Below are 23,141 nucleotides of genomic sequence, written 5' to 3' on the forward strand. Positions count from 1 at the left end.
CGCGTCGCGCCGCGCGCGCGGCGGATAATCGCCTGCCATGCCTTTTCGCATCGCCACTTTCCTCGCGGCTTCGGCGGTCGCGGCGGGCCTCGCCCAATGGTTTTTCGGCTGGCGCTTCGTCGGCTGGGGTGCCTGGATCGGTGCGCTGGCGTGGCTGACGCTCGACGCCTGGCGGGCCAACCGGCTGCTGAACGTCCTGCGCCAGGGCGGCGAGGGCCTGCCATCGCGCGGACCCGGCATCTGGGGTGAGCTGGCCGAACGCATCCGCAAGCTGTTGCGCGAGCGCGAGCAGGACACGCGGCAGGCCCAGGAGCGGCTGCAGGAATTCCTGGCCGCGTTCCAGGCGTCGCCCAACGGCGTGGTGCTGGTGGACGAGCAGGGCCGCATCGAGTGGTGCAACCAGACGGCGGCTGCGCAGTTCGGCATCGACGCCGATCGCGACATGGCGCAGCACCTGGCGAACCTAGTGCGCGACCCCGCCTTCGTGGCCTACCTGGCCTCCTGGAACTACAGCCGCGACGTGGTCATCGACGCGACGCATGCGCGCGGCCGCGGTGGCCAGCCGATGCGCCTGTCGGTGCAGGTGCACCCCTACGCGGGCAACCGCCGCATGCTGCTTTCGCGCGACGTCACCGCGGTCGAGCAAGCCGAGGCGATGCGCCGCGACTTCGTGGCCAACGTCTCGCACGAGATCCGCACCCCGCTGACGGTGCTCGCGGGCTTCGTCGAGACGCTGCAGAACCTGCCGCTCGAGCCCGAGGAGCGGTCCCGCTATCTCAACCTGATGGCGCAGCAGTCGCACCGCATGGAGACGCTGGTGAACGACCTGCTGACGCTGTCGCGGCTCGAAGGCAGCGCGGCACCCACGCTCGGTCAATGGACACGGGTGAAGGCGCTCATGGCGCAGTGCGAGGACGAAGGGCGCGGCCTGTCGAGCCGGCTCGCACCGCAGGCCGGGCATCGTCTGTCGTTCAAGATCGAGGCCGATTCCGAGATCGCCGGCGTGCCCACCGAATTGCAGAGCGCGATGTCGAACCTGCTGAACAATGCGATCCGCTACACGCCCGGCGGCGGCGAGGTCGGCGTGACCTGGCGCGTGCTGCCCGATGGGCGCGGCGAGTATGCGGTGCGCGACAGCGGCCCGGGCATCGCCGCGGAACATCTCCCGCGGCTCACCGAACGCTTCTACCGGGTCGACCGCAGCCGCTCGCGCGAGACCGGCGGCACCGGGCTGGGGCTGGCCATCGTCAAGCATGTGGCGCAGCGCCATGGTGGCGAGCTGCGCATCGAGAGCACCGTGGGGCAGGGCTCGCGCTTCGCGCTGGTCTTTCCCGTCACGCGCGTGCGGGCGGCGCGGGCTGCGGCGGGCGCGCTCGCCTGAGCGTGCGCCACAGCAGCGCGGCGAAGAGCAGCGCGGTCAGCAGCAACGCCGCGGCGCCCATCAGCCAGAAGGCGAGCGGCGATTGCATGGCGGCCCACGGCCCCAGTCCGTGGTAGGCCAGCAGGTAGCTGCCGCCCAGGCCCACGCCCCACAGCAGCGCGCAATACAGGACGAGCGGCGCGACCGTCACGCGGTAGCAGCGCAGCACGAAGACGCACAGCGTCTGGGTGGCGTCGGCCAGGTGGTAGCCCGCGGTCGCGAGCAGCAGGGTGGCCGCGACGGCGGTGACCGCCGGGTCGTCCGAATAGACGTCGGCGAGCCAGCCGCGCGCCGCGGCCATCGCCGATGCGACGACCAGCGCGCAGCCCAGCGTCAGCTCGAAGCCGCGCGCGCAGGCACGCCGCGCCCGGGTGGCGTCGCCGGCACCCAGCCAGTAGCTCACGCGCGCACTGGTGGCGATCGACAGCGACAGCGGCACCATGTAGGCCACGGCGGTGAGGTTCGAGGCGATCTGATGCGCCGCCGAGGCGGCGGTGCCCAGCCGGGCGATGAACAGCGCCATCAGCGTGAAGGAGGTGACCTCGACCAGCACCGAAAGACTGCCCGGCAGGCCCAGGCGCGCGAAGCGGCGCAACTGCGGCCAGTCGGGCGCCTCGATGCGCGCCCAGAGCCCGTACGCACGGTAGAACGCCTGCGTGCGGAGCAGCCACACGGCCAGGGCGAACATGCCCCAGTTGACCACCAGCGTGGCCCAGCCGCAGCCGACCACGCCGAGCGCCGGCAGCCCGGCGCCGCCGAAGGCGAACCAGATCGACAGCGGCACCTTGAGCACCAGGGCGCCCATCTGCACCCAGGTCACGAGCTTCGGCTTGCCCAGGCCCTGGTTGAGCGTGCTGAACAACCGGAACAGCAGCGCGGGAGGCAGCGCGAAGGCCAGCACGGCGAGGTAGGCCTCCACGTCGCCGCGCATGGCGTCGGGCACGGCGGTCCAGCGCAGCAGGGCACCTGGCATCAACAGCACGGCCATGCCGACCGCGATGGCGCCGCCGCACAGGTAGAGGGCCTGGCGCACCGATCGGCCGACCTCGGCCTGGCGCCGTGCGCCGTGGAGTTCGGCCCAGACCGGCAGCAGCGCCTGCAGGCCGCCGATCAGCGCGACGAAGACGCTGATGAAGATGGCCGAGCCGACCGACAGCGCCGCCAGCGCGTCCTGCGCATAGCGGCCGGCGACGATGGTGTCGGTGACGCCGAAGGCCATCACCGCGAACTGGCCGGCCAGCACGGTGCCGGCATGCCGCGCGATCATCCGGCGTTCGCTGGTCACGGGGCGATGCGTTGGTAGAGAAAAATGTCGTCGCTCGCGCTCGTCGGGCGGCGGAAGGTGCCGGCCAGCCGCCAACGCCCGAAGTCGATGGCGGTGCCGGGCTGGCCGAGCGCCTCGGGGCTCACCAGCAGCCAGGGGCAGGCGGCGTCGGCCGCATCTGCCGTCCCGGTGGTGAGCGGCTTCAGGTTGAAGTGGCCGTGGTACTGGAGTGCGGCGATGTGCGGTCGCGTCAGCGCGAGGGCCGAGACGCACGGTGTCGCGCCGATGCGATCGGCAATGGCACGCACCTGTGGCGCGTAGCTCAGCGCGTGGTCGAGCGCCGGCAGCCACAGCGTGGTCCCGAGCAGCCAGCACAGCGCCGCGCCACCACCGGGCAGCACCAGCGTCTTCCAGAGCGCAGCCCGGTGGCGCCCGGTGCGCCACCGCACCAGCCAGCACCACGCCAGGGTCGCCGCGATCGCGAAGCCGAAGTTGAGCCAGGAGAAGGCCGGCACGAAACCAGGCACCAGGCGCGTGATGCTCGCCGCCATCTTCGGCGGCACGCCGGTCTGCATCGCGATCCAGTAGCCCCAGATGATGAAGGCCATGCCGCTGAAGAAGAGCAGGGTGAACCAGTCGATCAGTGCCGATGCGCTGCGGCGGAAGGTGGGCAGCGCGAAGGCCGCCAGGGTGGCGAGTGCCGGCAGCGCCAGCAGCAGCGAACGATCGGAGAAGTCGGTGGTCCAGGTGGCAGCGAGCGGGACCAGCGCGAACCACAGCGGCAGCATCACGTGGCGCGCGGTGAGTTGCCGGCGCCAGCGCCACAGCGTCCAGAGCGCGAGCGGCCAGGCCGGCCAGGTGAACCACAACAGCAGCTTGGCCTGGCTGCGCAGGTCCGCGCTCAGGGGGTGGCCCTCCTGCTGGCCCGGCAAGGCGATCTGCCAGCGCCACAGCCCGAGCGCCACCGCTACGGCGATGGCGATCAGCGCGACACCGGCGATCTCGAAGGACGCCGTGGCCCGGTAGCGCGGCTCGTCGCTCGACGTGTTGGCCGTCTCGCGCCGATGGTCCAGGGCCACGAGCAAGGCGGCGCCCGCCGCCAGGCCCAGACCGACCGACGGTGCGCCGCTGAGGGACAGGCCGAGTGCGCCCACGCACAGGGCGAGGGTGGCGCCGAGGCGGTGGTAGGGCAGTGCCGCCACGCCGTAGAACAGGTGGGCGATGAAGAAGAGCTGGGCCAGCGCCGGCGTGGTCTCGTGTCCGAGCTGCGCCAGGCCCAGGCAGGCGATCAGCGCCAGCAGGGCGCCGTCGGCGATCGCGAGCGCGTAGTCGGTCGGCTGTGCCTCACCGCCGAAGGCGAAGGCCACGGGCTGGGCGTTGGGCGTGCGCGCCAGGTGGTACACCGCGTACCAGGTGGCGGTGAAGGCGCCCCAGAGGAGCAGTGCAAAAGCAATGCGCACCGCCAGGTCGGGATGCACCCACGACGGCGCGATCTTGATCGCCGCCGCGCCGATCCAGTACGGCAGCAGCGCCGGCGGTTCGGGCCGCAGGCCGAGCAGCAGGGGGTCGAGCCAACGGGCGAGACCCTCGGTGCTTCGGGCCAGCGCCGCCATGTAGCCGTAGGACGTGATGTCCGCGCTCTTCCAGGGGCCCCGGCCCAGCAGGCCCGGCATCAGGTAGGCGGCGCACAGCAGCAGGAGCGCCAGCCGCGGCAGGCGGCGAACGGCGCTCTGGGCAACGATGGCGGGCGTCGGCTGGGCGTTCAACGGAAGAGGACTGCGCTCGAAGGAGGAAAGAAAAAGGGCAGCGCGGTAAACCGGGCTGCCCTTGATCCGGGTCTGCGGGAAGCGGCGAGCTTACTTGGAAGCGGTGCCGGTGGTCTTGCCGAAGCGGTTGCGGAACTTCTCGACGCGGCCACCCATGTTGTCCACCGACTTCTGCGTGCCGGTGTAGAAGGGGTGCGATTCGCTCGTGGTGTCGAGCTTGAACAGCGGCAGTTCGCGACCGTCGTCGGTCTTGCCCATTTCCTTGGTGTTCGCGCACGAACGGGTCACGAACTTGAAGCCGTTCGACATGTCGACGAACAGAACTTCGCGGTAGTTCGGGTGAATGCCTTCTTTTGCCATGGTATTTCCTTTGGGGTCGATGCGAGAGCCACACACCCGGAGCACTTGGGCTCACGGACGGTTCCTTGGAATCATGCTGATCGAGGAACGGCAGGGCACGGCGCCCGGCTGCACTTTTCGCGAAGCCCGTGATTATCGCATACTGGGCATTTGCCCCTCAAGGCCCTCTTCAGGATCTGTCGTCCATGGTTTCCAGCCCTTCTTTGCGGCCGTCCACGCCGGTCCGGGTCGGCCTCGTCGGCTACGGCTTCGCCGGCCAGACCTTTCACGCCCCGGTGCTGGCGGCCACGCCGGGGCTGGTTCTGGCGGCCGTTGCCAGTTCCCGGCCGGAGAAGGTGCTGGCCGACTGGCCCGGGGTGCCGGTCGAACCCGACGCAGCGGCGCTGTTCGCCCGGCCCGACATCGATCTGGTCGTGGTCGCGACGCCCAACGCTCAGCACCATCCGATCGCCAAGGCGGCGCTCGAGGCCGGCAAGCATGTGGTGGTCGACAAGCCCTTCACGCTCGATGCCGGGCAAGCGCGTGACTTGGCGGCGCTCGCACGACGGCGCGGACGGCTGCTGTCGGTCTACCAGAACCGCCGTTTCGACGCCGACTACCTCACCTTGCGCGACGTGCTGGCGAGCGGGCAGTTGGGGCGGCCCGTGTACTTCGAGTCGCACTTCGACCGCTTTCGCCCCGGGGTGTGCGAGCGCTGGCGCGAGCAGGCCGTGCCGGGCGCGGGCCTCTGGGTCGACCTGGGTGCGCATCTGCTCGACCAGGCGGTGCAGCTTTTCGGCCAACCCGACACGCTCCAGCTCGACACGGCCGCGCTGCGCGACGGCGCTCAGGTCGAGGACCACTTCCATGCCCTGCTGCGCTACGAAACCGGGCCGAACGCGCCGATGCGCGTCGTGCTGCACGCCGCCACGCTGGCGGCCCATGCCGCGCCGCGCTACATCCTGCACGGCATGCGCGGGAGCTATGTGAAGCACGGCGTCGATCCGCAGGAGGATGCCTTGCGCGCCGGTGGCCGCCCGGGCGCTGACGACTGGGGCGTCGACCCCGTGCCTGGCGAACTGAAGGTGATGGCGATCGAGAACTGGGTGCGCGAGAGCACGGTGCCGAACCGTCGAGGCAACTACGTCGACTACTACGCCGCAGTGCGCGACGCCATCCTCGGCACCGGCCCCAACCCCGTGCCGCCGGAAGAGGCCGTGGCGTTGATGGAACTGCTCGACCTCGGCGCCCGAAGCGCACGCGAGGGCCGCGCGCTCGCGCCATGAAAAAAGCCCGTCGAAGAGACGGGCTTTCGTTGGTGGAACACCGCGGAACCGGCTTCGTCGGGCCGCTGGTGTTGCCCCCTCGAGGGGGAGTCGGCTACACGAAGTGAGCCAGCTCGGGGGTGGGCCGTGTTCAGCCGCCCCGGCGCATCATGTCGAAGAACTCGACATTGGTCTTCGTCGCCTTCATGTTCTTGAGCATCAGCTCCATCGACTCGATCTCGTCCATGTTGTACATGAGCTGACGCAGGATGCGGGTCTTCTGCAGGATCTCGGGTGCGAGCAGCAGCTCTTCGCGGCGCGTGCCGCTGCGGCTCAACTGGATCGACGGGAACACGCGCTTTTCGTACAGGCGGCGGTCCAGGTGGATTTCGCTGTTGCCGGTGCCCTTGAACTCTTCGAAGATCACTTCGTCCATGCGGCTGCCGGTGTCGATCAGCGCGGTGCCGATGATGGTCAGCGAGCCGCCTTCCTCCACGTTGCGCGCGGCGCCCAGGAAGCGCTTGGGGCGCTGCAGTGCGTTGGAGTCGACACCGCCGGTCAGCACCTTGCCCGACGAGGGCACGACGTTGTTGTAGGCACGGGCCAGGCGGGTGATCGAGTCGAGCAGGATCACCACGTCCTTCTTGAGCTCGACCAGGCGCTTGGCGCGCTCGATCACCATTTCGGCGACGTGCACGTGGCGCGCGGCGGGCTCGTCGAAGGTCGACGCGATGACCTCGCCGCGCACGGTGCGCTGCATTTCGGTCACTTCTTCCGGGCGCTCGTCGACGAGCAGCACCATCATGTGGACGTCGGGGTAGTTGGCGCTGATCGCGTGGGCGATGTGCTGCATCATCACCGTCTTGCCGCTCTTGGGCGGCGCCACCAGCAGGGCGCGCTGGCCTTTGCCGATGGGGGCGATGATGTCGATGATGCGGCCGGTGATGTTCTCTTCGCTCTTGACGCCTTCGCGTTCCAGCTTCATCTGTTCCTTGGGGAACAGCGGCGTCAGGTTCTCGAACATCACCTTGTGCTTGTTCTGCTCGGGCGGGCCGTCGTTGACCTTGTCGAGCTTGGTCAGCGCGAAGTAGCGCTCGCCGTCCTTGGGCGTGCGCACTTCACCTTCGACCATGTCGCCGGTGTGCAGGTTGAAGCGGCGCACCTGGCTCGGCGAGATGTAGATGTCGTCGGTGCTGGCGGTGAAGCTGGTGTCGGGGCTGCGCAGAAAGCCGAAGCCGTCGGGCAGGATTTCGAGCACGCCGTCGGCGAAGACCTGTTCGCCGGCCTTCGCGCGTTTCTTGATGATCGCGAACATCAGCTCCTGCTTGCGCATGCGGCCGGTGTTTTCGATCTCAAGGGCTTCGGCCTGCTTGAGGACTTCAGACACGTGGAGTGCCTTGAGTTCGTTTAAGTGCATGGAGCGACCCCTTGCGGGGTGTTGTCGAACGGAAAACGGGGGGAGGTTGAAGGAGAGGCGAGAGATGCCTCACAAACCGGGGAACTCAAACCGGGCGGGCCGGTGAACTGAGAGAGATTATGACAGGAAAAAACGAAGCGGCCGGCGCATTGCGCGGCGGCCGCCTTGGGGGTCGACTCAGGCGAGTTGCTGGTCGATGAAGGCGGTCAGTTGCGCCTTGCTCATCGCGCCCACCTTGGTGGCGGCCAGTTGGCCGTCCTTGAACAGCATCAGCGTGGGGATGCCGCGGATGCCGAACTTGGCGGGGATGTCGCGGTTCTCGTCCACGTTCATCTTGGCGATCTGCAGCTTGCCTTCGTAGGTGCTGGAGACTTCGTCGAGGATCGGCGCGATCATCTTGCACGGGCCGCACCATTCGGCCCAGTAGTCGACCAGCACAGGTTTGCCGGACTGCAGCACGTCGGCTTCGAAGGAGGAGTCGGAGATGTGTTTGATCAGATCGCTGGCCATGGTGTTGTCCTTGTGACGCGGGGTTGCGGTGCAGCTAAAGTGCTGGGCATTGTGGCAGAAACCAAGTGGCAGCGTCCCCGGTGCGGACGCTATGGGCGCGATAGCCGAAGGCCCTTTTCTCTTCGAACTTGGATCCCCTGAATGAATACTCCAAAGACCGTTGCCGTGATCGGCGGCGGGCCCGCCGGCCTGATGGCGGCCGAGACCTTGAGCGCCGCCGGCGTGCAGGTCGACCTCTATGACGCGATGCCCTCGGTCGGGCGCAAGTTCCTCCTGGCCGGCCGCGGCGGCCTCAACCTCACGCATTCGGAACCCTTCGAGGTCTTCGTGCAACGCTTCGGCGATCGGCGCGCGCAGATCGAGCCGATGCTGCGCGACTTCGGGCCGGATGCGCTGCGGGCCTGGGCGCAGGGCCTGGGTGTCGAGACCTTCGTCGGCACCTCGGGGCGCGTGTTTCCGGTCGACATGAAAGCCGCGCCGCTGCTGCGCGCCTGGTTGCAGCGCCTGCGAGGCGCGGGCGTGCGCTTCCACATGCGGCATCGCTGGCAGGGCTGGTCGTCCTCCGAGGGCGTGCCCACGGGGCTCGACTTCGCCACGCCCGCGGGGCGCGTCACGGTGCAAGCCGATGCGGTGGTGCTGGCCTTGGGCGGTGCGAGCTGGCCGCGCCTGGGCTCCGATGGCGCATGGGCGCCCTGGCTGCAGGCGCGTGGCGTCGACGTGGCGCCGCTGCAGCCGGCCAACTGCGGCTTCGACGTGGCCTGGAGCGAGCACTTCGCATCACGTTTCGCCGGTCAGCCCTTCAAGTCGGTGGCGATCCGCGCCGTCGACGCGTCGGGCCGCAGCTTCGAGCGCAAGGGCGAGTTCGTGGCGACCGCCACGGGCATCGAAGGCAGCCTGGTCTATGCGGCTTCTGCGCTGCTGCGCGACGAGATCGCGAAAGCGGGCCATGCCACGCTGTCGATCGATTTGCTGCCCGATCGCTCCTTCGAGCAGGTTCATGCCGCAGTGATGCATCCGCGCGGATCGCGATCGCTCAGCAGTCACCTGAAAAGCCGGCTCGGTCTCGAGGGCATCAAGGCGGGCGTGCTGCACGAAGCGCTCGGTCGTGACGGAATGCAGGCGAACGAGACCTTGTCGCGCGCCATCAAGGCGTTGCCGCTTCGGCTCGTCGCGCCACGGCCCGTGGCCGAGGCGATCAGCACGGCGGGCGGCGTGCGCTTCGATGCGCTGGACGCCCACGCCATGCTGCGTGCCCTGCCGCATGTGCACTGTGCGGGCGAGATGCTCGACTGGGAAGCGCCCACCGGCGGCTATCTGCTGACGGCTTCGATGGCAAGCGGCATCGCAGCGGCGCGAGGTGTGCTGCAGACGCTCGACGGCAGGGTGTCAATCCTCTGATACTTGTGATTGACATGCAATTGTTCTGTCGCCCGCACACAATCGGGACACGAGAGGGTTCGTTGCCGCATGCATCCGCAAGTCGATATCAGAAAGATCCGAGACAGGTATTTCAACTACAGCGTCAGCACAGGCTCGGCTGACGAGCGCCATGTTCGCGAAGGGCTGCGGTCCGTCGCCGAATGCCTGCACGATGCCGCGACCGCACTGAGCCATCATTTCAGTGTGGCGGTGCTGAGCTACGAAGGCCGTCGCCTGGGCACGTACCGCATCGCCAGCATGGAGCACGACACGCTGGCGCTGGTCGATGCGCTGCGCGCCAAGCTGAACGCCGACCACAACACGGCTTGACGGGGCCGTCAGCGTGGCCGATCCAGGCGCTGAGCCTGTCGGAGGGGCGTGCGTCGCGTTCGGCTGTACGCCAGCGCGGCGGCCGTATCGGACGGAACGAGACGTCGAGAAAGGAGGTTGACGAGCCTTACCCCCGGCACTGGCTACGCAGTTAGGGCTGCTTGGTTCCCCACCTGACCCGGTTGGCCGCTTCACCATGCGGGGAGGCCCGTCAGTCGCCATTCTAACGTGGAGGGAAGTGCACACGCCGAGCACGGGAATCGCTTTGGGCGGCTTTTAGAATGGCCCGATGTCCTATCTCGTGCTCGCCCGCAAATACCGGCCTCGCAATTTCGAAGAAATGGTCGGCCAGGAGCATGTGGTGCAGGCGCTCTCGAATGCACTGACCACGCAACGGCTGCACCATGCCTACCTGTTCACCGGTACCCGCGGTGTGGGCAAGACCACGGTGTCGCGCGTGCTGGCCAAGTCGCTCAACTGCCAGGGGCCCGACGGCCAGGGCGGCATCACCGCCACGCCGTGCGGCGTCTGCCAGGCCTGCCTCGACATCGACGCCGGCCGCTTCGTCGACTACACCGAGCTCGATGCCGCTTCGAACCGCGGCGTGGACGAGGTGCAGTCGTTGCTCGAGCAAGCCGTGTACAAGCCGGTGCAGGGGCGCTTCAAGGTCTTCATGATCGACGAAGTGCACATGCTCACCAACACCGCGTTCAACGCGATGCTCAAGACGCTGGAGGAGCCGCCCGAGTACCTCAAGTTCGTGCTGGCGACCACCGATCCGCAGAAGGTGCCGGTCACCGTGCTCTCGCGCTGCCTGCAGTTCAACCTGCGGCCGATGGCACCCGAGACGGTGCTGGAGCATCTCACGCAGGTGCTCGCGGCCGAGCAGGTGCCGGCCGAGCCGCAGGCCCTGCGCCTGCTCGCGCGCGCCGCGCGCGGGTCGATGCGCGACGCGCTGTCGCTGACCGACCAGGCCATCGCCTTCGGCAACGGCGCGCTGGTCGAAGCCGGGGTGCGCCAGATGCTGGGCAGCGCCGATCGCAGCCACGTGTTCCGGCTGATCGACGCGCTGGCGCAGGGCGATGGCAAGACCGTGGTCGAAACGTCGGAGGTGTTGCGTTGTGATGGCCTGTCGGCCGCCTCCACGCTGGAGGAAATGACGACGGTGCTGCAGGCCATGGCGGTGCTGCAGGCGGTGCCTTCGCGCGCCGCAGTGGCCAGCGACACCGATCCCGACGCGGCCGAGACGGCCCGGCTCGCCGGCCTCATGCCGCCGGACGAAACGCAGTTGCTCTACAGCCTCTGCCTGCACGGCCGTGGCGAGCTGGGCTTGGCACCCGATGAGTACGCCGCGCTGACGATGGTGCTGTTGCGGCTGCTGGCCTTCAAGCCCGCCGAAGCGGCATCCGCGGAAAAAAAAACTCTGAATGATGGCCAGGCGGCGCCGCGCGTGGTCGCCGCGCCGTCGGTCGCACCTGTGGAGGCGGCAGCGGCACCGGTGGTCGCCACCGTGCGCGCGGCCTCGCCGCCGCCAACCGTCGCGGCGGCACTGCCGCGTGAAGCAGGGCCGGCCCCCGCCGTTCCCGCCGGCCAGCGGCTGCCGGTGCGCGAAGCGCCGCCGCTCGCCGCCGGCCCGGCGCCGGCGCAAGAGCCGCCGGCGCGCGTGCTCGCGATGCCGGTCCGTGTGCAGCCTGCACCCGGCGCGCGCGAGCAGATGCGCGAGAGCGAGGCGCCCGTCGCGGCCATCGAGCGGAGCGAGGAGGGCGACTTCTGGTATGCCACGGTGACGCAGATGGTCGTGGCCGAAGCCATCGGCGCCCTCACGCGCGAGCTGGCGCTGCAATCGCAGCTCGTGGCGCGGGACGTCGACCAGTGGCTGCTGCGCGTCGAGCGCGAGTCGCTCAACCAGACCTCGACCCGGGAGAAGCTGCAGGCGGCGCTCGCGGGCATCGGCCATGCGGTGAGAATCGCGATCGAGATCGGCGGTGTGACGGACAGCCCCGCACGCCGCAACAAGCTGGCTGCCGAAGCGCGGCAGCGGACGGCGGAGGACACGATCCGCAACGACCCCGAGGTGCAGTCGCTGATGCAGCAGTGGGACGCGAAGATCGTCCCCGGCACGCTGCGACCCGCCTAACATCACCCCTTTCATATCAACGAACTTTCAGGATCAACGCGATGTTCAACAAAGGACAACTGGCCGGCCTCATGAAGCAGGCGCAGGCCATGCAGGACAACCTCAAGAAGGCGCAGGAAGAGCTGGCCCACATCGAGGTCGAGGGCGAGTCCGGTGCCGGCCTCGTGAAGGTCGTCATGACCTGCAAGCACGACGTCAAGCGCATCACCATCGACCCGAGCCTGCTGGCCGACGACAAGGACATGCTCGAAGACCTCGTGGCCGCTGCTTTCAACGCCGCCGTGCGCAAGGCCGAGGAGACCAGCGAGGCCAAGATGGGCAAGCTCACCGCCGGCATGCCGGGCATGCCCCCCGGCATGAAGCTGCCGTTCTGATGACGCGCCTGCGCCGCCTCCGCACGAGCCCGTGCCGTGGCTGACACCAGCTCGCTCGACGCGCTGATCGATGCGCTGCGGCGCCTGCCGGGCGTGGGCGTCAAGTCGGCCTCGCGCATGGCCTTCCACCTGCTGCAGCACGACCGCCAGGGCACACAGCTGCTGTCGCGCGCGCTGCAGGAAGCGGCCGCGAACGTGCGGCACTGCGAGCGCTGCAATACCTTCACGGAGGCGACGATCTGCCAGGTCTGCGCGGACCCGCGCCGCGATGCGAGCAAGCTGTGCGTGGTCGAGACGCCGGCGGACCAGGCCGCGCTCGAACGCACCAACGCCTTCCGCGGCTACTACTTCGTGCTGATGGGGCGTCTGAGCCCGCTCGACGGCATCGGGCCGAAGGACATCGGCTTGCAGAAGCTGTTCGACCGCGCACTCGACGGCAGCGTGGTCGAGGTGATCCTCGCCACCAACTTCACCGCCGAGGGCGAGGCGACGGCGCACGTCATCGGCGAAACGCTGCGCCAGCGCGGGCTCACGGTCACGCGGCTGGCGCGTGGGGTGCCGGCCGGCAGCGAGCTCGAATACGTCGACCTCGGCACCATCGCGCATGCGCTGGTCGACCGACGCTAGCCTTGCACTTCGAATCGACGGGATCGCACGCATGAACTTCCATCTCACGCTCGCCTACTGGTGTGTGCTCGTCGCCGTCGCGTTGCCCTACCTCTGCGCCTACATCGCGAAGGCCGGTGCCTTCGGTCCGCGCGACAACGTGACGCCGCGCGACTGGGCGGCCAGGCAGAGCGGTTGGCGTGCGCGCGCCAATGCAGCGCAGGCCAACAGTTTCGAAGGGCTTGCCTTTTTCATCGGCGCGGTCGTCATCGCGCATCAGCTGGGCGCGCAGCAGGGCCGCATCGACGCCCTCGCGGTCGCCTACATCGTGCTGCGCCTGATGTTCATCGCGCTCTACCTGCGCGGGGCCAACGCGGCGCGCAGTGCGGTTTGGGCACTGGCTTTCCTGGTCAATATCGCCATTGTTTTCGCGGGACGGTAGTCCTCTTTCTGCTTACGTGAAAACCCGCGCGGGATGTTCCCGATGCAGGTGACGCAGCGCACGCCTAAGCTCGATTCGATCGTCAAGAACCGAAAAACTCAGGTCCAACGCATGCTTCATCGCCGTACCTTCACGTCTGCAGCAGCACTGGCGGCCGCATCGATCGCAATTCCCCGCGTCTTCGCGCAGGCCAAGCTCGAGCGCACGAAGATCTCCATCGCCGTCGGCGGAAAAGCGGCCTTCTACTATCTTCCGCTCACCATCACGGAGCAACTGGGCTATTTCAAGGCCGAGGGGCTCGACGTCGAGATCGCCGACTTCGCCGGTGGCGCGCGCGCGCTGCAGGCCGTCGTCGGCGGCTCGGCCGATGTTTGCTCGGGCGCCTACGAACACACCATCAACCTGCAGGCCAAGAACCAGGTGTTCCGGGCTTTCGTGCTGCAGGGCCGCGCACCGCAGATCGCCGTGGGCGTGTCGACCAGGAACATGGCGGGCTATGCGAACGTGGCCGACCTCCGGGGCAAGAAGATCGGTGTGTCCGCACCGGGTTCGTCGACCAACATGGTGGCCAACCTGGTGCTGTCGCGCGGCGGCCTGAAGGCCAGCGACGTGAGCTACATCGGTGTCGGCGTGGCGGCGGGTGCGCTCACGGCGCTGCGCTCGGGCCAGATCGATGCCATCAGCAACACCGACCCGGTGATGACCATGCTCGAGCAGAAGGGCGACGTGAAGATCATCAGCGACACGCGCACGCTCAAGGGCACGCAGGATGTCTTCGGCGGGCCGATGCCTGCGGCTTGCCTCTATGCACCGGCGGAGTTCATCCAGAAGAACCCGAACACCTGCCAGGCGCTCGCGAATGCCATCGTGCATGGCCTCAAGTGGCTGCAGACGGCCGGGCCGAGCGACATCATCAAGACCGTGCCCGAGACCTATCTGCTGGGCGACCGCGCGCTGTACCTGGCGTCCTTCGACAAGGTCCGCGAGTCGATCGCGGTCGATGGCCTGGTGCCGGCCGACGGCCCGAAGACGGCGCTGGCCGCCATCGCCAGCTTCGACACCTCGGTCAAGGCCGACAAGATCGATCTGGCCAAGACGTACACCAACGACTTCGCCCGACGCGCCAAGGAGCGGTTCAAGGCCTGAACCCATCCCGCGCTGCAACCCGGCTTCGGCCGGGTTGTTTTTTCGAGCGCCTTTCTTCCCGCACACCACCATGGCCGACATCGCCGATCTCTCCGACCACGCGCTCGAACTGCTCGGCATCAACTGCACCTTCCACGCCAAGGACAACCCGGGCCAGCGCTACACCGCCGTGGCCGACACCACGCTGCGCATCCGTGCCGGGGAGTTCGTCTCGGTGGTCGGCCCCACCGGCTGCGGCAAGTCGACCCTGCTGAACGTGGCGGCAGGGTTGCTGGCCCCGTCGTCCGGTGCGGTGAAGGTCTTCGGCCAGCCGCTCGCGGGCATCAACACGCGCGCGGGCTACATGTTCCAGAGCGACGCGCTGATGCCGTGGCGCAGCGCGCGCGACAACGTGATGGTCGGTCTGCAGTACCGCGGCGTGCCTGACGGTGAGGCGGCCGCGCAGGCCGAGGCATGGCTCGCGCGCGTGGGCCTGGCCGGTTTCGGCGACCGCTATCCGCACCAGCTGTCGGGCGGCATGCGCAAGCGCGCGGCCCTGGCGCAGACGCTGGTGCTGGACCCCGACATCATCCTGATGGACGAGCCCTTCAGCGCGCTCGACGTGCAGACACGGCAGCTGATGGAGAACGAGGTGCTGGAGCTTTGGGCCTCCCCGAGCGCCGGTCGCCGGGCCGCCCCAAGGCCGGCGCTCACCCCCTCGGGGGGTGGGCGCGAAGCGCCCGGGGGCACTCATGGACGAAAAGCGGTGCTGTTCATCACGCACGACCTCGACGAGGCGATCGCCATGAGCGATCGCGTGGTGGTGCTCTCGGCCGGCCCTGCGACACATCCGATCGGCGAGTTCCTCATCGACCTGCCTCGCCCCCGCGACGTGGCCGAGGTGCGCACGCATCCGCGCTTCGTCGAACTGCACACGCAGATCTGGAACGTGTTGCGCGACGAGGTCCTCAAGGGCTACGCGCAGCAGCTGAAGAAGGCGGCCTGAGCATGGCGAGCTCCCGACCCGACGCGCGCAATGCGCGCCTTTGGCAACTGGGCCTGCTGGTCGTGTTGCTGGTGATGTGGCACGTCGCCTCGCGCAATGACCAGTTCGCCTTCTTCCTCGGTGAGCCGATCCAGGTGGCGGGGCGCATCTGGAACTGGTTCCTGCCCATCGCCGTGCCGCCGAACGCGCTGTTCCCGGATGGCCTCGCGGGCAACGCCGACATCTACCGGCACCTGGGCACCACGCTGCTCGAGACGGTGCTGGCCTTCGGCATCGGCACGGTGCTGGGCCTGGCCTGCGGCCTGTGGCTGGCGCTCGCGCCGACGGCCAGCCTGATCCTCGACCCCTACATCAAGGCGGCCAACTCGATGCCGCGCGTGATCCTGGCGCCGATCTTCGCGCTGTGGTTCGGCCTGGGCATCTGGAGCAAGGTGGCGCTGGCGGTCACGCTGGTGTTCTTCATCGTCTTCTTCAACGTCTACCAGGGCGTGCGGGAGGTGAGTCCGGTGGTGCTGGCCAATGCGAGGATGCTGGGGGCCAGACAGCGCCAGCTGCTGCGCACCGTCTATCTGCCGAGCGCGACGAGCTGGGTGTTCTCCAGCCTGCACACGTCCGTGGGCCTGGCCTTCGTGGGCGCGGTGGTGGGCGAGTACCTGGGCTCCGCGCGCGGCGTGGGCTACCTCATCCTGCAGGCCGAGGGCACCTTCGATGTGAACACCGTGTTCGCCGGCATCGTGGTGCTCACGGCCTTCGCGCTGGGGCTCGACGCGATCGTCGGCGTGGTCGAGCGGCGCCTCATGAAGTGGCAGCCGCGCAGCGGCGAGACGGAGAAGCTCTGAGGCGAAGCGCGAAGCGCGAAGCGCCTCAGCGCTTGCTCTTGGCCGGCGTGCCGCCGCGCTTCTGACGCACGATCGCCTGCTTGGCCGCCACCGGCGTCTTGCTGACGAGGCCCTTGCGCGGCGGCGCCTTGGCGCCCACACCGCGCGGGGTGCCGGTGCCGACGCGGGCGCTCACGGCGGCGCGCACCGGCAGGTAGACGACCACGCTGAAGCCGCGTGCGAACACATGATTGGTCTTGACGTCGTTCCAGTCCGCCACATTGGCCGCACTCAGCTGGTAGCGATTCGCGATCGACGCGACGCTGTCGCGGCGGCCGGCCTTGACCACGGTGCGGCGGGTCACGATCTCCGGCTGGAAGCTCAGGTGCCCGGTGTCGGCCACCAGCGCGGTCACGTCTTCCTGCACCCGCACGCCGCGCGGCACGATCAGCGTGGAGCCGGCCTTGATCAGCATGCGCGGCGGCACCTGGTTGATGGCGCGCAGGTCGGCCTCGCTCATGCCCGAGCGCTGCGCCGCATCGGCGACCGTCATGGTGCTGGGCACCACCCAGGCGGTCCAGCTGGCGTATTGGCCTTGCGTGTAGGCGTCGAAGTTGCGCTGGAACACGGCGGCGTTGTCCCAGGGCAGCAGGATCTGCGGCGTGCCGGCAGCCAGCAGCACCGGCTTGTGGGCGGCGGGGTTGAGCGCGCGGAAGTCCTCGATGCGCACGTCGGCCAGCTTGGCGGCGAGGGCCACGTCGAGGTCACGCGTGAGGTTCACGGTCTGGAAGTAGGGGTGGTTCGAGATGATCGGCAGGTCGACGTTGTAGCGCTGCGGGTTGGCCACGATGTTCTTCACCGCCTGCAGCTTCGGCACGTAGCTGCGGGTCTCGGCCGGCATGCTGATGTCGGTGTAGCCGGTCGGCAGGCCGGCGCGCTGGTTCTTCGCGATCGCCTTCCCCACGTTGCCTTCGCCCCAGTTGTACGCGGCCAGCGCGAGCTGCCAGTCGCCGAACATGTTGTAGAGCCGCTGGAGGTAGTCGAGCGCCGCGCGGGTGGAGGCCAGCACGTCGCGCCGGTCGTCGCGGAAGATGTTCTGCTTCAGGTCGTAGTCGGTGCCGGTGGCGGGCATGAACTGCCACATGCCGGCGGCGCGTGCGGTGGACACGGCCTGGGGGTTGAAGGCGCTTTCGATGTAGGGCAGCAGCGCCAGTTCGGTCGGCATGTTGCGCCGCTCGAGTTCCTCGACGATGTGGAAGATGTAGCGGTTGGAGCGCTCCGTCATGCGTTGCACGTAGTCGGGTCGCGTGGCGTACCACTGCTCCTGATCGCGCACCAGGTCGGTGTCGAGGTCGGGCATCTTGAAGCCGCGGCGGATGCGGTCCCACATGTCGACCGGCGGTGCCAGCGTGACCACGCTGCGCGAGCCGAAGCTGCCTGCGGTGATGGGGGTGAGGGTGCCGCCGGGATAGACCGGGGCGGCCGAGCCCGAAGCCGATGCCGTGCCGCCAGGGTTTCCGGCGGCGTCGGGCGTCGAAGGCGCGGTGCTCGCGCAGCCGGTCAGGAAGAGGGCGCCGGCCACGAGGGCCGCGGAGAGAAATTTCATCTGAAGTCGTTTTTCCATTGGCGCAATGCCGCGAACACCTCGACCTCGTCCGCAGCGGCGGACAGTTCGGCCCGCGCTCGCACAGCGCGGTGGACGGTGGCTTCGCGGCTGCGAAGAAAGGGGTTGATACGGCGCTCGGTGCCCAGTTGCGAAGGCAGTGTGGGCTCGCCGCGTGCTCGCACGGCTTCGCAGTGCGCGAGGTACTGAGTCAGATCGGCGTTGCCGGGTTCCACGGCCTGTGCGAAGCGCAGGTTAGCAAGTGTGTACTCGTGCCCGCAGCATACGCGCGTGTCAGCCGGCAGTGCCGCCAGCGCGTCGAGCGATGCCAGCATCTGTGTCGGCGTGCCCTCGAAGATCCGGCCGCAGCCGCCCGAGAAGAGGGTGTCGCCGCAGAAGACCAGCGGTGTGTCGATGCCCGCAGCGCCGGCCGGCAGGAAGAAGGCGATGTGGCCGGCCGTGTGGCCCGGGATGTCGAGCACCTCGAAGCGCAGGCCCAGCACCTCGGCGTGATCGCCCTGGCGCAGCGGCGTGCAGGGCTCGGGAACCGTCTCGCCGGCGGGCCCGAAGACCTGCGCGCCGGTGGCCTCGCGCAGCGCAGCGACGCCGCCGGTGTGATCGGCGTGGTGGTGCGTGACTAGAATCGCGGCCAGCTGCAGATGCGCGCGCGCCAGCGCGTCGAACACCGGCTTGGCTTCCCCGGGATCCACCACGATCGCGTGGCTTCCGTCCTGCAGCATCCAGATGTAGTTGTCAGCGAAGGCGGGCAGCGGAACGAGGGTCATGAGCGGTCAAATTATAGGTTTGCAGGATTGGTTCGAGACCCCCCCCGGCCGGTACCTGCTCGCCTGGGAGCAGGCCCAGTTCGACGAGGCGGTCGCCGACATCTTCGGCTATCACGCGCTCCAGCTGGGCCTGGGCTGTGTCGACGGCCTGCGGGCCAACCGCATGCCGCACCGCTGGCTCGCCACCACCGACCCCGCGGTGCCGGCGCCGCGTGCCGCGTTGCTCACCGATTTCGCAGCCCTGCCGTTCACGGCCAACAGCCTCGATCTGATCGTGCTGCCGCACACGCTCGAACTGAGCCCCGACCCGCACGCCACCCTGCGCGAGGTCGAGCGGGTGCTGGTGCCTGAAGGCCGCGTGGTCATCTGCGGCCTCAACCCGACCAGCCTGTGGGGCATGCGGCAACGCCGCGCGCGGCTGTACCGGCGCCTGGGGTTCGGGGAGCTGTTCCTGCCCGAGGCCGGGGACTTCATCGGCTACTGGCGCCTGCGCGACTGGCTGCGGCTCTTGAGCTTCGAGGTCGAGTCGGGGCGCTTCGGCGCCTACCGTCCTGCCGTGCGCAGCGAGGCCTGGCTGGAGCGCTGCCGCTGGTTCGACCCTGCCGGCGAACGCTGGTGGCCGATCTTCGGCGCTGTCTATTTCCTGGTCGCGGTCAAGCGCGTGCGCGGCATGCGGCTGCTCAGCGCCGACTGGCGCCGCACCGCGCAGCGCGCCAGCGCCCCGGTGCCGATCGCCGGGCGCGTGCACCGCGGACCACCCACCTCATCCACATCTTCCGAAGGAAATGGTTTTTGACTGAAGTACAGATCTACACCGACGGGGCCTGCAAGGGCAACCCCGGGCCGGGCGGCTGGGGCGCCTGGCTCAAGTCGGGCGCGACCGAGAAAGAGCTTTTCGGCGGCGAACTCAACACCACCAACAACCGCATGGAACTGCAGGCGGTGATCGAAGGGCTGGCCGTGCTCAAGCGGCCGTGCAAGGTCGTGCTGTACCTCGACAGCCAGTACGTGCGCCAGGGCATCACCGAATGGATCAAGGGCTGGAAGGCCAAGGGCTGGATGACCGCGAGCAAGCAGCCGGTGAAGAACGTCGAGCTGTGGAAGCGCCTCGACAAGCTGGTGCAGGAGGGCGGTCACACCATCGAATGGCGCTGGGTCAAGGGCCACTCGGGCGACCCGGGCAACGAGCGGGCCGACCTGCTGGCCAACAAGGGCGTGCTGAAGGCGCAGGGGCGGCTCTGACCCCCGCGCCCGGCACGGATGATTCGTTCACAGCTTCTCAGATCACGCCGTCGAACATCATCACGTCGACGGCTTCGCCGGCCTCGACGCTGCCCTGTGCGTGGTGCAGCACCACCAGGCCGTTGGCCTCGACCATCGAGCTCAGCACGCCCGAACCCTGGTTGCCGGCGATGCGCACTTCGGGCAGCGCGCCCGGCACCGCACGCACGAAGCCGCGCTGGTATTCGGTGCGGCCTGGCTTCTTGCGGATGGCGGTGGCGCTGGTGGCGCGCAGCAAGGGCGGCGGCCGGCGCGCCTCGGCATGGCAGCCCATCAGTTGCAGCAGGGCGGGGCGCACGAAGGCCAGGAAAGTGACCATCACCGCGACCGGATTGCCCGGCAGGCCGAACAGCACGGCGTTGTCTTCGGCACTGGCTTGGGCACGATCGCCGCGCGGGATCAGCCCGACGGCCATCGGCCGGCCCGGCCGCATCGCGATGCGCCAGAAGGCCATGTCGCCCAGCCGCTGCATCACGGCGCGGGTGTGGTCGGCCTGGCCGACGCTGACGCCGCCGCTGGTGATGATGGCGTCGGCTTCGCGTGCGGCACGGCGCAGCGTGGCCTCGAGGGTGGCCGGGTCGTCGCGCACCAGGCCCAGGTCGACGACCTCGCAACCCAGGCGCGTGAGCAGGCCGAAGACGGTGTAGCGGTTGCTGTCGTACACCGCGCCTTCGCGCGGCGCGTCGCCCAGGCTCAGGATCTCGTCGCCGGTCGAGAAGTAGGCCACGCGCAGCCGCCGCAGCACGGGCAGCGTGGCCAGGCCCAGGCTGGCAGCGAGGCCCAGTGCGGCGGGGCCGAGCCGGTCGCCCGCGCGCAGTGCGGCACTGCCGGCCATCAGGTCTTCGCCGGCGAAGCGGCGGTTGTCGCCGCGGCGCAGCGCGCTGGCGGGGAAGCGCAGCGCGTCGCCGTCGACCGCGCAGAACTCCTGCGGCACGACCGTGTCGAGGCCGGCCGGCATGACGGCGCCGGTCATGATGCGCAGCGCCTCGCCCGGCCGGACGTCGCCGCGCCACGCGGCGCCGGCCAGGGCGGTGCCGACGATGCGCAGTGGCACATCGCCCGTCGCGCCGTCGAGCACGGCGCCGTTGAAGGCGAAGCCGTCCATGGCCGAGTTGTCGTGCGGCGGCACGCTGAAGGGCGACACCACGTCGTCGGCCAGCACGCGGCCGAGCGCATCGCGCAGCGGCGCGTCCTCGCGCTGTTGTTGCATGGCGGGCACCGCCGGAGCGACCAGCTGTTCGACGAAGTGCTGCACGCCTTCGACGCTCAGCGCCTTCGGGTCGTAGCCGGCCAGCGCGGCCGCGATCTCGGCGATGCGGCTCATCGGGTGGGCCGGGCCTCGAGCGCCTGCAGCTCGGCCAGGGTGTTGGCATTGGCGAAGGCATCGGCGGCGTCGCCGGGCCGATCGAACGGCACCTGCACCGTGCGGTGCTGCGCGGTCCACGCATCGATCTTGCGGCCACCCTGGCCGACGAAGCGGGTGAGGCTCTCGAGCAGCGCGGTGTGCATCAGGCAGAAGACCGGCTGCGGCCGCAGCGCGGTGGTGCCCGCCTCGTCCGGCTCGAGCGCACTCACCATGGCGATCTCCGCATCCTGCCCGGCCAGAGCGTGGCTCAGCCGCCCGGCCAGGTCGAGCGGGAACAGCGGCGTGTCGCATGGCACCGTCAGGAGATAAGGTGTTTCGCAGCGCTCCAGGCCGGTCAGGAAGCCGGCGAGCGGGCCCGCGTAGCTGCTGTCGCCGTCGGGCCAGACAGGCGTGCCGAAGGACTCGTAGGCCGCGAGGTTGCGGTTGGCATTCACCATGACCTCGCCGACCTGCATGCCCAGGCGCAGCACCGCATGCAGGGCGAGCGGCGAGCCGTTGAAACTCTGCAGGCCCTTGTCGACGCCGCCCATGCGCGAGCCGCGCCCGCCGGCGAGCACCAGGCCCGTGATGTCTTGTGTGGAAATCGTCATCCGCCGATGTAGCTCATTTCGACGCGTCGCGGTGCGGCGGCGTCGGTGGTGTCGGGGCCGCGCAGGGCGCGCAGTTCGGAGTAGCGGTCGGCCCGGCCCTGCCAGATGTGGCCGATCGCCGAGAGGATGTCGTCGTCGTTCGCACCGGCGGCGTCCGCGCCGTCGCCACGCAGCAGCGGCCGAAGGTCATGGCCGCCGCTGGCGAAGAGGCACAGGTACAGCCGGCCCTCGGTCGAGAGGCGTGCGCGGCTGCAGTCGCTGCAGAAGGCTTGCGTCACGCTGCTGATCACGCCGATCTCGCCGCTGCCGTCTTCGTAGGCCCAGCGCTGCGCCGTCTCGCCGGGGGCCGAGGCTTCCAGCGGGCGCAACGGGAACTCGGCGGCGATGCGCGCGACGACCTCGGAAGAGGGCATCACCTCGTCCATGCGCCAGCCGTTGGTGGCGCCGACGTCCATGTATTCGATGAAGCGCAGCACGACGCCGGTGCCCTTGAAGTGCCGTGCCATCGGCAGGATCTCGGCGTCGTTGGTGCCGCGCTTGACGACCATGTTGACCTTGATCGGCCCGAGCCCGGCGGCGCGGGCGGCCTCGATGCCGGCGAGCACGTCGGCCACCGGGAAATCGACATCGTTCATGCGGCGGAACACGGTGTCGTCCAGGCCGTCGAGGCTCACCGTCACGCGCTGCAGGCCGGCGGCCTTCAGCGCCTCGGCCTTGCGCACCAGCAGCGAGCCGTTGGTGGTGAGCGTCAGGTCGAGCGGCTGTCCGTCGGGCGTGCGCAGCGCGGCGAGCTGCTCGACGAGCGATTCGATGTTCTTGCGCAGCAGCGGCTCACCGCCGGTCAGCCGGAGCTTGCGCACCCCGTGCGCCGCGAACAGGCGGGCGAGCCGGGTGATCTCCTCGAAGCTCAGCAGTGCGCCGTGCGGCAGGTATGTGTAGTCCTTGTCGAACACTTCCTTGGGCATGCAATAGCTGCAGCGGAAGTTGCACCGGTCGGTCACGCTGATGCGCAGGTCGGTCAGCGGACGGCCGAGACGGTCGAGCAGGGTGCCTGTGGCCGGCACGGGCGCCAGCGGCGCGTGCGCACGGACGTGCGCACGTCCGATGCTGGCGAGGGGAACGAAGGTCTCGGTCATGGGCGGGTGGGGTGCGGCAATTTACCTGATTGCCCATGCTTCTTCGGCCGGAGGGGTCAAGCCGGTGGGCCCGTCGATCCCGAAAATCCCGCTTGGATTTCTCAAATAAGAACGACTATCATCTGCGAGCCCGAGTACGCAA

Annotated in this window: 23 protein-coding genes and 1 other RNA gene; 13 read left to right on the forward strand and 11 right to left on the reverse strand. The window is 69.0% G+C overall.

Annotated elements, in window-relative coordinates; genetic code table 11:
- Window positions 1-37 precede the first annotated feature (37 nt).
- Window positions 38-1,381: a phosphate regulon sensor histidine kinase PhoR gene (gene phoR, locus N8A90_RS19905; RefSeq protein ID WP_262076765.1), complete on the forward strand. Its 1,344-nt coding sequence runs from the start codon at window positions 38-40 to the stop codon at window positions 1,379-1,381.
- Here the strand turns inward: phoR and N8A90_RS19910 are convergent.
- The 3 genes from N8A90_RS19910 to N8A90_RS19920 form a co-directional block, all read right to left on the reverse strand.
- Window positions 1,335-2,687, reverse strand: coding sequence for an MATE family efflux transporter (locus N8A90_RS19910; protein ID WP_410087717.1), 1,353 nt, complete (start codon window positions 2,685-2,687; stop codon window positions 1,335-1,337). The genes phoR and N8A90_RS19910 overlap by 47 nt on opposite strands.
- A gap of 14 nt (window positions 2,688-2,701) precedes the next feature.
- Window positions 2,702-4,450, reverse strand: coding sequence for a hypothetical protein (locus N8A90_RS19915; protein WP_262076767.1), 1,749 nt, complete (start codon window positions 4,448-4,450; stop codon window positions 2,702-2,704).
- A 90-nt stretch (window positions 4,451-4,540) separates the two neighbouring features.
- On the reverse strand, window positions 4,541-4,810 hold the full coding sequence (locus tag N8A90_RS19920; RefSeq protein ID WP_140838007.1) for a type B 50S ribosomal protein L31: 270 nt from the start codon (window positions 4,808-4,810) through the stop codon (window positions 4,541-4,543).
- Window positions 4,811-4,995: 185 nt separating this feature from the next.
- On the opposite strand from N8A90_RS19920, the gene N8A90_RS19925 reads away from it, so the two are divergent.
- On the forward strand, window positions 4,996-6,075 hold the full coding sequence (locus N8A90_RS19925; protein ID WP_262076768.1) for an oxidoreductase: 1,080 nt from the start codon (window positions 4,996-4,998) through the stop codon (window positions 6,073-6,075).
- A 130-nt stretch (window positions 6,076-6,205) separates the two neighbouring features.
- On the opposite strand, the gene rho is transcribed toward N8A90_RS19925, so the two are convergent.
- Complete coding sequence (gene rho / locus N8A90_RS19930; protein WP_262076769.1) at window positions 6,206-7,471, reverse strand: transcription termination factor Rho; 1,266 nt, start codon at window positions 7,469-7,471, stop codon at window positions 6,206-6,208.
- Window positions 7,472-7,648: 177 nt separating this feature from the next.
- Window positions 7,649-7,981 (reverse strand): thioredoxin TrxA, encoded by a 333-nt coding sequence (gene trxA, locus N8A90_RS19935; protein ID WP_262076770.1) that lies wholly within the window; start codon window positions 7,979-7,981, stop codon window positions 7,649-7,651.
- A 141-nt stretch (window positions 7,982-8,122) separates the two neighbouring features.
- Here trxA and N8A90_RS19940 point away from each other — a divergent pair, with 141 nt between their 5' ends.
- Both N8A90_RS19940 and N8A90_RS19945 read left to right on the forward strand, forming a co-directional pair.
- Window positions 8,123-9,379, forward strand: coding sequence for a TIGR03862 family flavoprotein (locus tag N8A90_RS19940; protein WP_262076771.1), 1,257 nt, complete (start codon window positions 8,123-8,125; stop codon window positions 9,377-9,379).
- A gap of 69 nt (window positions 9,380-9,448) precedes the next feature.
- Window positions 9,449-9,730 (forward strand): hypothetical protein, encoded by a 282-nt coding sequence (locus N8A90_RS19945; RefSeq protein ID WP_262076772.1) that lies wholly within the window; start codon window positions 9,449-9,451, stop codon window positions 9,728-9,730.
- Between the two features lie 116 nt (window positions 9,731-9,846).
- Here N8A90_RS19945 and ffs read toward each other — a convergent pair.
- Window positions 9,847-9,943, reverse strand: an RNA gene (gene ffs, locus N8A90_RS19950) — signal recognition particle sRNA small type.
- Between the two features lie 76 nt (window positions 9,944-10,019).
- Here ffs and dnaX point away from each other — a divergent pair.
- From dnaX to N8A90_RS19985, 7 genes are all read left to right on the forward strand, one after another.
- Window positions 10,020-11,867 (forward strand): DNA polymerase III subunit gamma/tau, encoded by a 1,848-nt coding sequence (gene dnaX, locus N8A90_RS19955; RefSeq protein ID WP_262076773.1) that lies wholly within the window; start codon window positions 10,020-10,022, stop codon window positions 11,865-11,867.
- Between the two features lie 41 nt (window positions 11,868-11,908).
- Window positions 11,909-12,241: a YbaB/EbfC family nucleoid-associated protein gene (locus N8A90_RS19960; RefSeq protein WP_262076774.1), complete on the forward strand. Its 333-nt coding sequence runs from the start codon at window positions 11,909-11,911 to the stop codon at window positions 12,239-12,241.
- Window positions 12,242-12,277: 36 nt separating this feature from the next.
- Window positions 12,278-12,868, forward strand: coding sequence for a recombination mediator RecR (gene recR, locus N8A90_RS19965; RefSeq protein WP_262076775.1), 591 nt, complete (start codon window positions 12,278-12,280; stop codon window positions 12,866-12,868).
- Between the two features lie 31 nt (window positions 12,869-12,899).
- A complete protein-coding gene (locus N8A90_RS19970) occupies window positions 12,900-13,289 on the forward strand; it encodes an MAPEG family protein (RefSeq protein WP_262076776.1) in 390 nt (129 codons plus the stop codon).
- A 111-nt stretch (window positions 13,290-13,400) separates the two neighbouring features.
- Window positions 13,401-14,435 carry an ABC transporter substrate-binding protein gene (locus N8A90_RS19975; protein WP_262076777.1) on the forward strand — a complete coding sequence of 345 codons (1,035 nt, stop codon included), beginning with the start codon at window positions 13,401-13,403 and terminating at the stop codon, window positions 14,433-14,435.
- Between the two features lie 70 nt (window positions 14,436-14,505).
- Window positions 14,506-15,420: an ABC transporter ATP-binding protein gene (locus tag N8A90_RS19980; protein ID WP_262076778.1), complete on the forward strand. Its 915-nt coding sequence runs from the start codon at window positions 14,506-14,508 to the stop codon at window positions 15,418-15,420.
- Between the two features lie 2 nt (window positions 15,421-15,422).
- The gene (locus tag N8A90_RS19985; protein WP_262076779.1) at window positions 15,423-16,259 is read left to right on the forward strand and encodes an ABC transporter permease; all 837 of its coding nucleotides are present in this window, start codon (window positions 15,423-15,425) and stop codon (window positions 16,257-16,259) included.
- 25 nt (window positions 16,260-16,284) lie between these two features.
- Here N8A90_RS19985 and N8A90_RS19990 read toward each other — a convergent pair whose 3' ends face one another.
- Together N8A90_RS19990 and gloB are read right to left on the reverse strand one after the other, a co-directional pair.
- A complete protein-coding gene (locus N8A90_RS19990; RefSeq protein WP_262076780.1) occupies window positions 16,285-17,844 on the reverse strand; it encodes a transglycosylase SLT domain-containing protein in 1,560 nt (519 codons plus the stop codon).
- Window positions 17,841-18,626: a hydroxyacylglutathione hydrolase gene (gloB, locus tag N8A90_RS19995; RefSeq protein WP_262076781.1), complete on the reverse strand. Its 786-nt coding sequence runs from the start codon at window positions 18,624-18,626 to the stop codon at window positions 17,841-17,843. The genes N8A90_RS19990 and gloB overlap by 4 nt, the downstream gene beginning before the upstream one ends.
- 19 nt (window positions 18,627-18,645) lie before the next feature.
- Here gloB and N8A90_RS20000 point away from each other — a divergent pair, with 19 nt between their 5' ends.
- Window positions 18,646-19,422, forward strand: coding sequence for a class I SAM-dependent methyltransferase (locus N8A90_RS20000; protein WP_262076903.1), 777 nt, complete (start codon window positions 18,646-18,648; stop codon window positions 19,420-19,422).
- Window positions 19,419-19,868, forward strand: a complete 450-nt coding sequence (gene rnhA / locus N8A90_RS20005; protein ID WP_262076782.1) for a ribonuclease HI — start codon at window positions 19,419-19,421, stop codon at window positions 19,866-19,868. The genes N8A90_RS20000 and rnhA overlap by 4 nt, the downstream gene beginning before the upstream one ends.
- A gap of 37 nt (window positions 19,869-19,905) precedes the next feature.
- Here the strand turns inward: rnhA and glp are convergent, their stop codons facing one another.
- Genes glp through moaA form a run of 3 tightly spaced genes read right to left on the reverse strand, consistent with a single transcriptional unit; the run spans window position 19,906 to window position 22,999 of the window.
- Window positions 19,906-21,231, reverse strand: a complete 1,326-nt coding sequence (gene glp, locus N8A90_RS20010) for a gephyrin-like molybdotransferase Glp (RefSeq protein WP_262076783.1) — start codon at window positions 21,229-21,231, stop codon at window positions 19,906-19,908.
- Complete coding sequence (mobA, locus tag N8A90_RS20015; protein ID WP_262076784.1) at window positions 21,228-21,863, reverse strand: molybdenum cofactor guanylyltransferase MobA; 636 nt, start codon at window positions 21,861-21,863, stop codon at window positions 21,228-21,230. The genes glp and mobA overlap by 4 nt, the downstream gene beginning before the upstream one ends.
- Complete coding sequence (gene moaA / locus N8A90_RS20020) at window positions 21,860-22,999, reverse strand: GTP 3',8-cyclase MoaA (RefSeq protein WP_262076785.1); 1,140 nt, start codon at window positions 22,997-22,999, stop codon at window positions 21,860-21,862. Before moaA ends, mobA begins: the two co-directional genes overlap by 4 nt.
- Window positions 23,000-23,141 lie beyond the last annotated feature (142 nt).

Source organism: Variovorax sp. N23 (assembly GCF_025486315.1).
GTDB lineage: Bacteria > Pseudomonadota > Gammaproteobacteria > Burkholderiales > Burkholderiaceae_C > Variovorax.

Excerpts from the sequence above, each read along its gene's own strand:
- moaA (WP_262076785.1), bottom strand. The coding sequence starts at position 22,999 with ATGACCGAGACCTTCGTTCCCCTCGCCAGCATCGGACGTGCGCACGTC.
- N8A90_RS19940 (WP_262076771.1), top strand. The coding sequence starts at position 8,123 with ATGAATACTCCAAAGACCGTTGCCGTGATCGGCGGCGGGCCCGCCGGC.
- N8A90_RS19925 (WP_262076768.1), top strand. The coding sequence starts at position 4,996 with ATGGTTTCCAGCCCTTCTTTGCGGCCGTCCACGCCGGTCCGGGTCGGC.
- N8A90_RS19920 (WP_140838007.1), bottom strand. The coding sequence starts at position 4,810 with ATGGCAAAAGAAGGCATTCACCCGAACTACCGCGAAGTTCTGTTCGTC.
- mobA (WP_262076784.1), bottom strand. The coding sequence starts at position 21,863 with ATGACGATTTCCACACAAGACATCACGGGCCTGGTGCTCGCCGGCGGG.
- N8A90_RS19910 (WP_410087717.1), bottom strand. The coding sequence starts at position 2,687 with ATGATCGCGCGGCATGCCGGCACCGTGCTGGCCGGCCAGTTCGCGGTG.
- N8A90_RS19960 (WP_262076774.1), top strand. The coding sequence starts at position 11,909 with ATGTTCAACAAAGGACAACTGGCCGGCCTCATGAAGCAGGCGCAGGCC.
- rho (WP_262076769.1), bottom strand. The coding sequence starts at position 7,471 with ATGCACTTAAACGAACTCAAGGCACTCCACGTGTCTGAAGTCCTCAAG.
- gloB (WP_262076781.1), bottom strand. The coding sequence starts at position 18,626 with ATGACCCTCGTTCCGCTGCCCGCCTTCGCTGACAACTACATCTGGATG.
- glp (WP_262076783.1), bottom strand. The coding sequence starts at position 21,231 with ATGAGCCGCATCGCCGAGATCGCGGCCGCGCTGGCCGGCTACGACCCG.
- N8A90_RS19945 (WP_262076772.1), top strand. The coding sequence starts at position 9,449 with ATGCATCCGCAAGTCGATATCAGAAAGATCCGAGACAGGTATTTCAAC.
- phoR (WP_262076765.1), top strand. The coding sequence starts at position 38 with ATGCCTTTTCGCATCGCCACTTTCCTCGCGGCTTCGGCGGTCGCGGCG.
- N8A90_RS19975 (WP_262076777.1), top strand. The coding sequence starts at position 13,401 with ATGCTTCATCGCCGTACCTTCACGTCTGCAGCAGCACTGGCGGCCGCA.
- N8A90_RS19985 (WP_262076779.1), top strand. The coding sequence starts at position 15,423 with ATGGCGAGCTCCCGACCCGACGCGCGCAATGCGCGCCTTTGGCAACTG.
- N8A90_RS19970 (WP_262076776.1), top strand. The coding sequence starts at position 12,900 with ATGAACTTCCATCTCACGCTCGCCTACTGGTGTGTGCTCGTCGCCGTC.
- trxA (WP_262076770.1), bottom strand. The coding sequence starts at position 7,981 with ATGGCCAGCGATCTGATCAAACACATCTCCGACTCCTCCTTCGAAGCC.
- N8A90_RS19980 (WP_262076778.1), top strand. The coding sequence starts at position 14,506 with ATGGCCGACATCGCCGATCTCTCCGACCACGCGCTCGAACTGCTCGGC.
- N8A90_RS19990 (WP_262076780.1), bottom strand. The coding sequence starts at position 17,844 with ATGAAATTTCTCTCCGCGGCCCTCGTGGCCGGCGCCCTCTTCCTGACC.
- dnaX (WP_262076773.1), top strand. The coding sequence starts at position 10,020 with ATGTCCTATCTCGTGCTCGCCCGCAAATACCGGCCTCGCAATTTCGAA.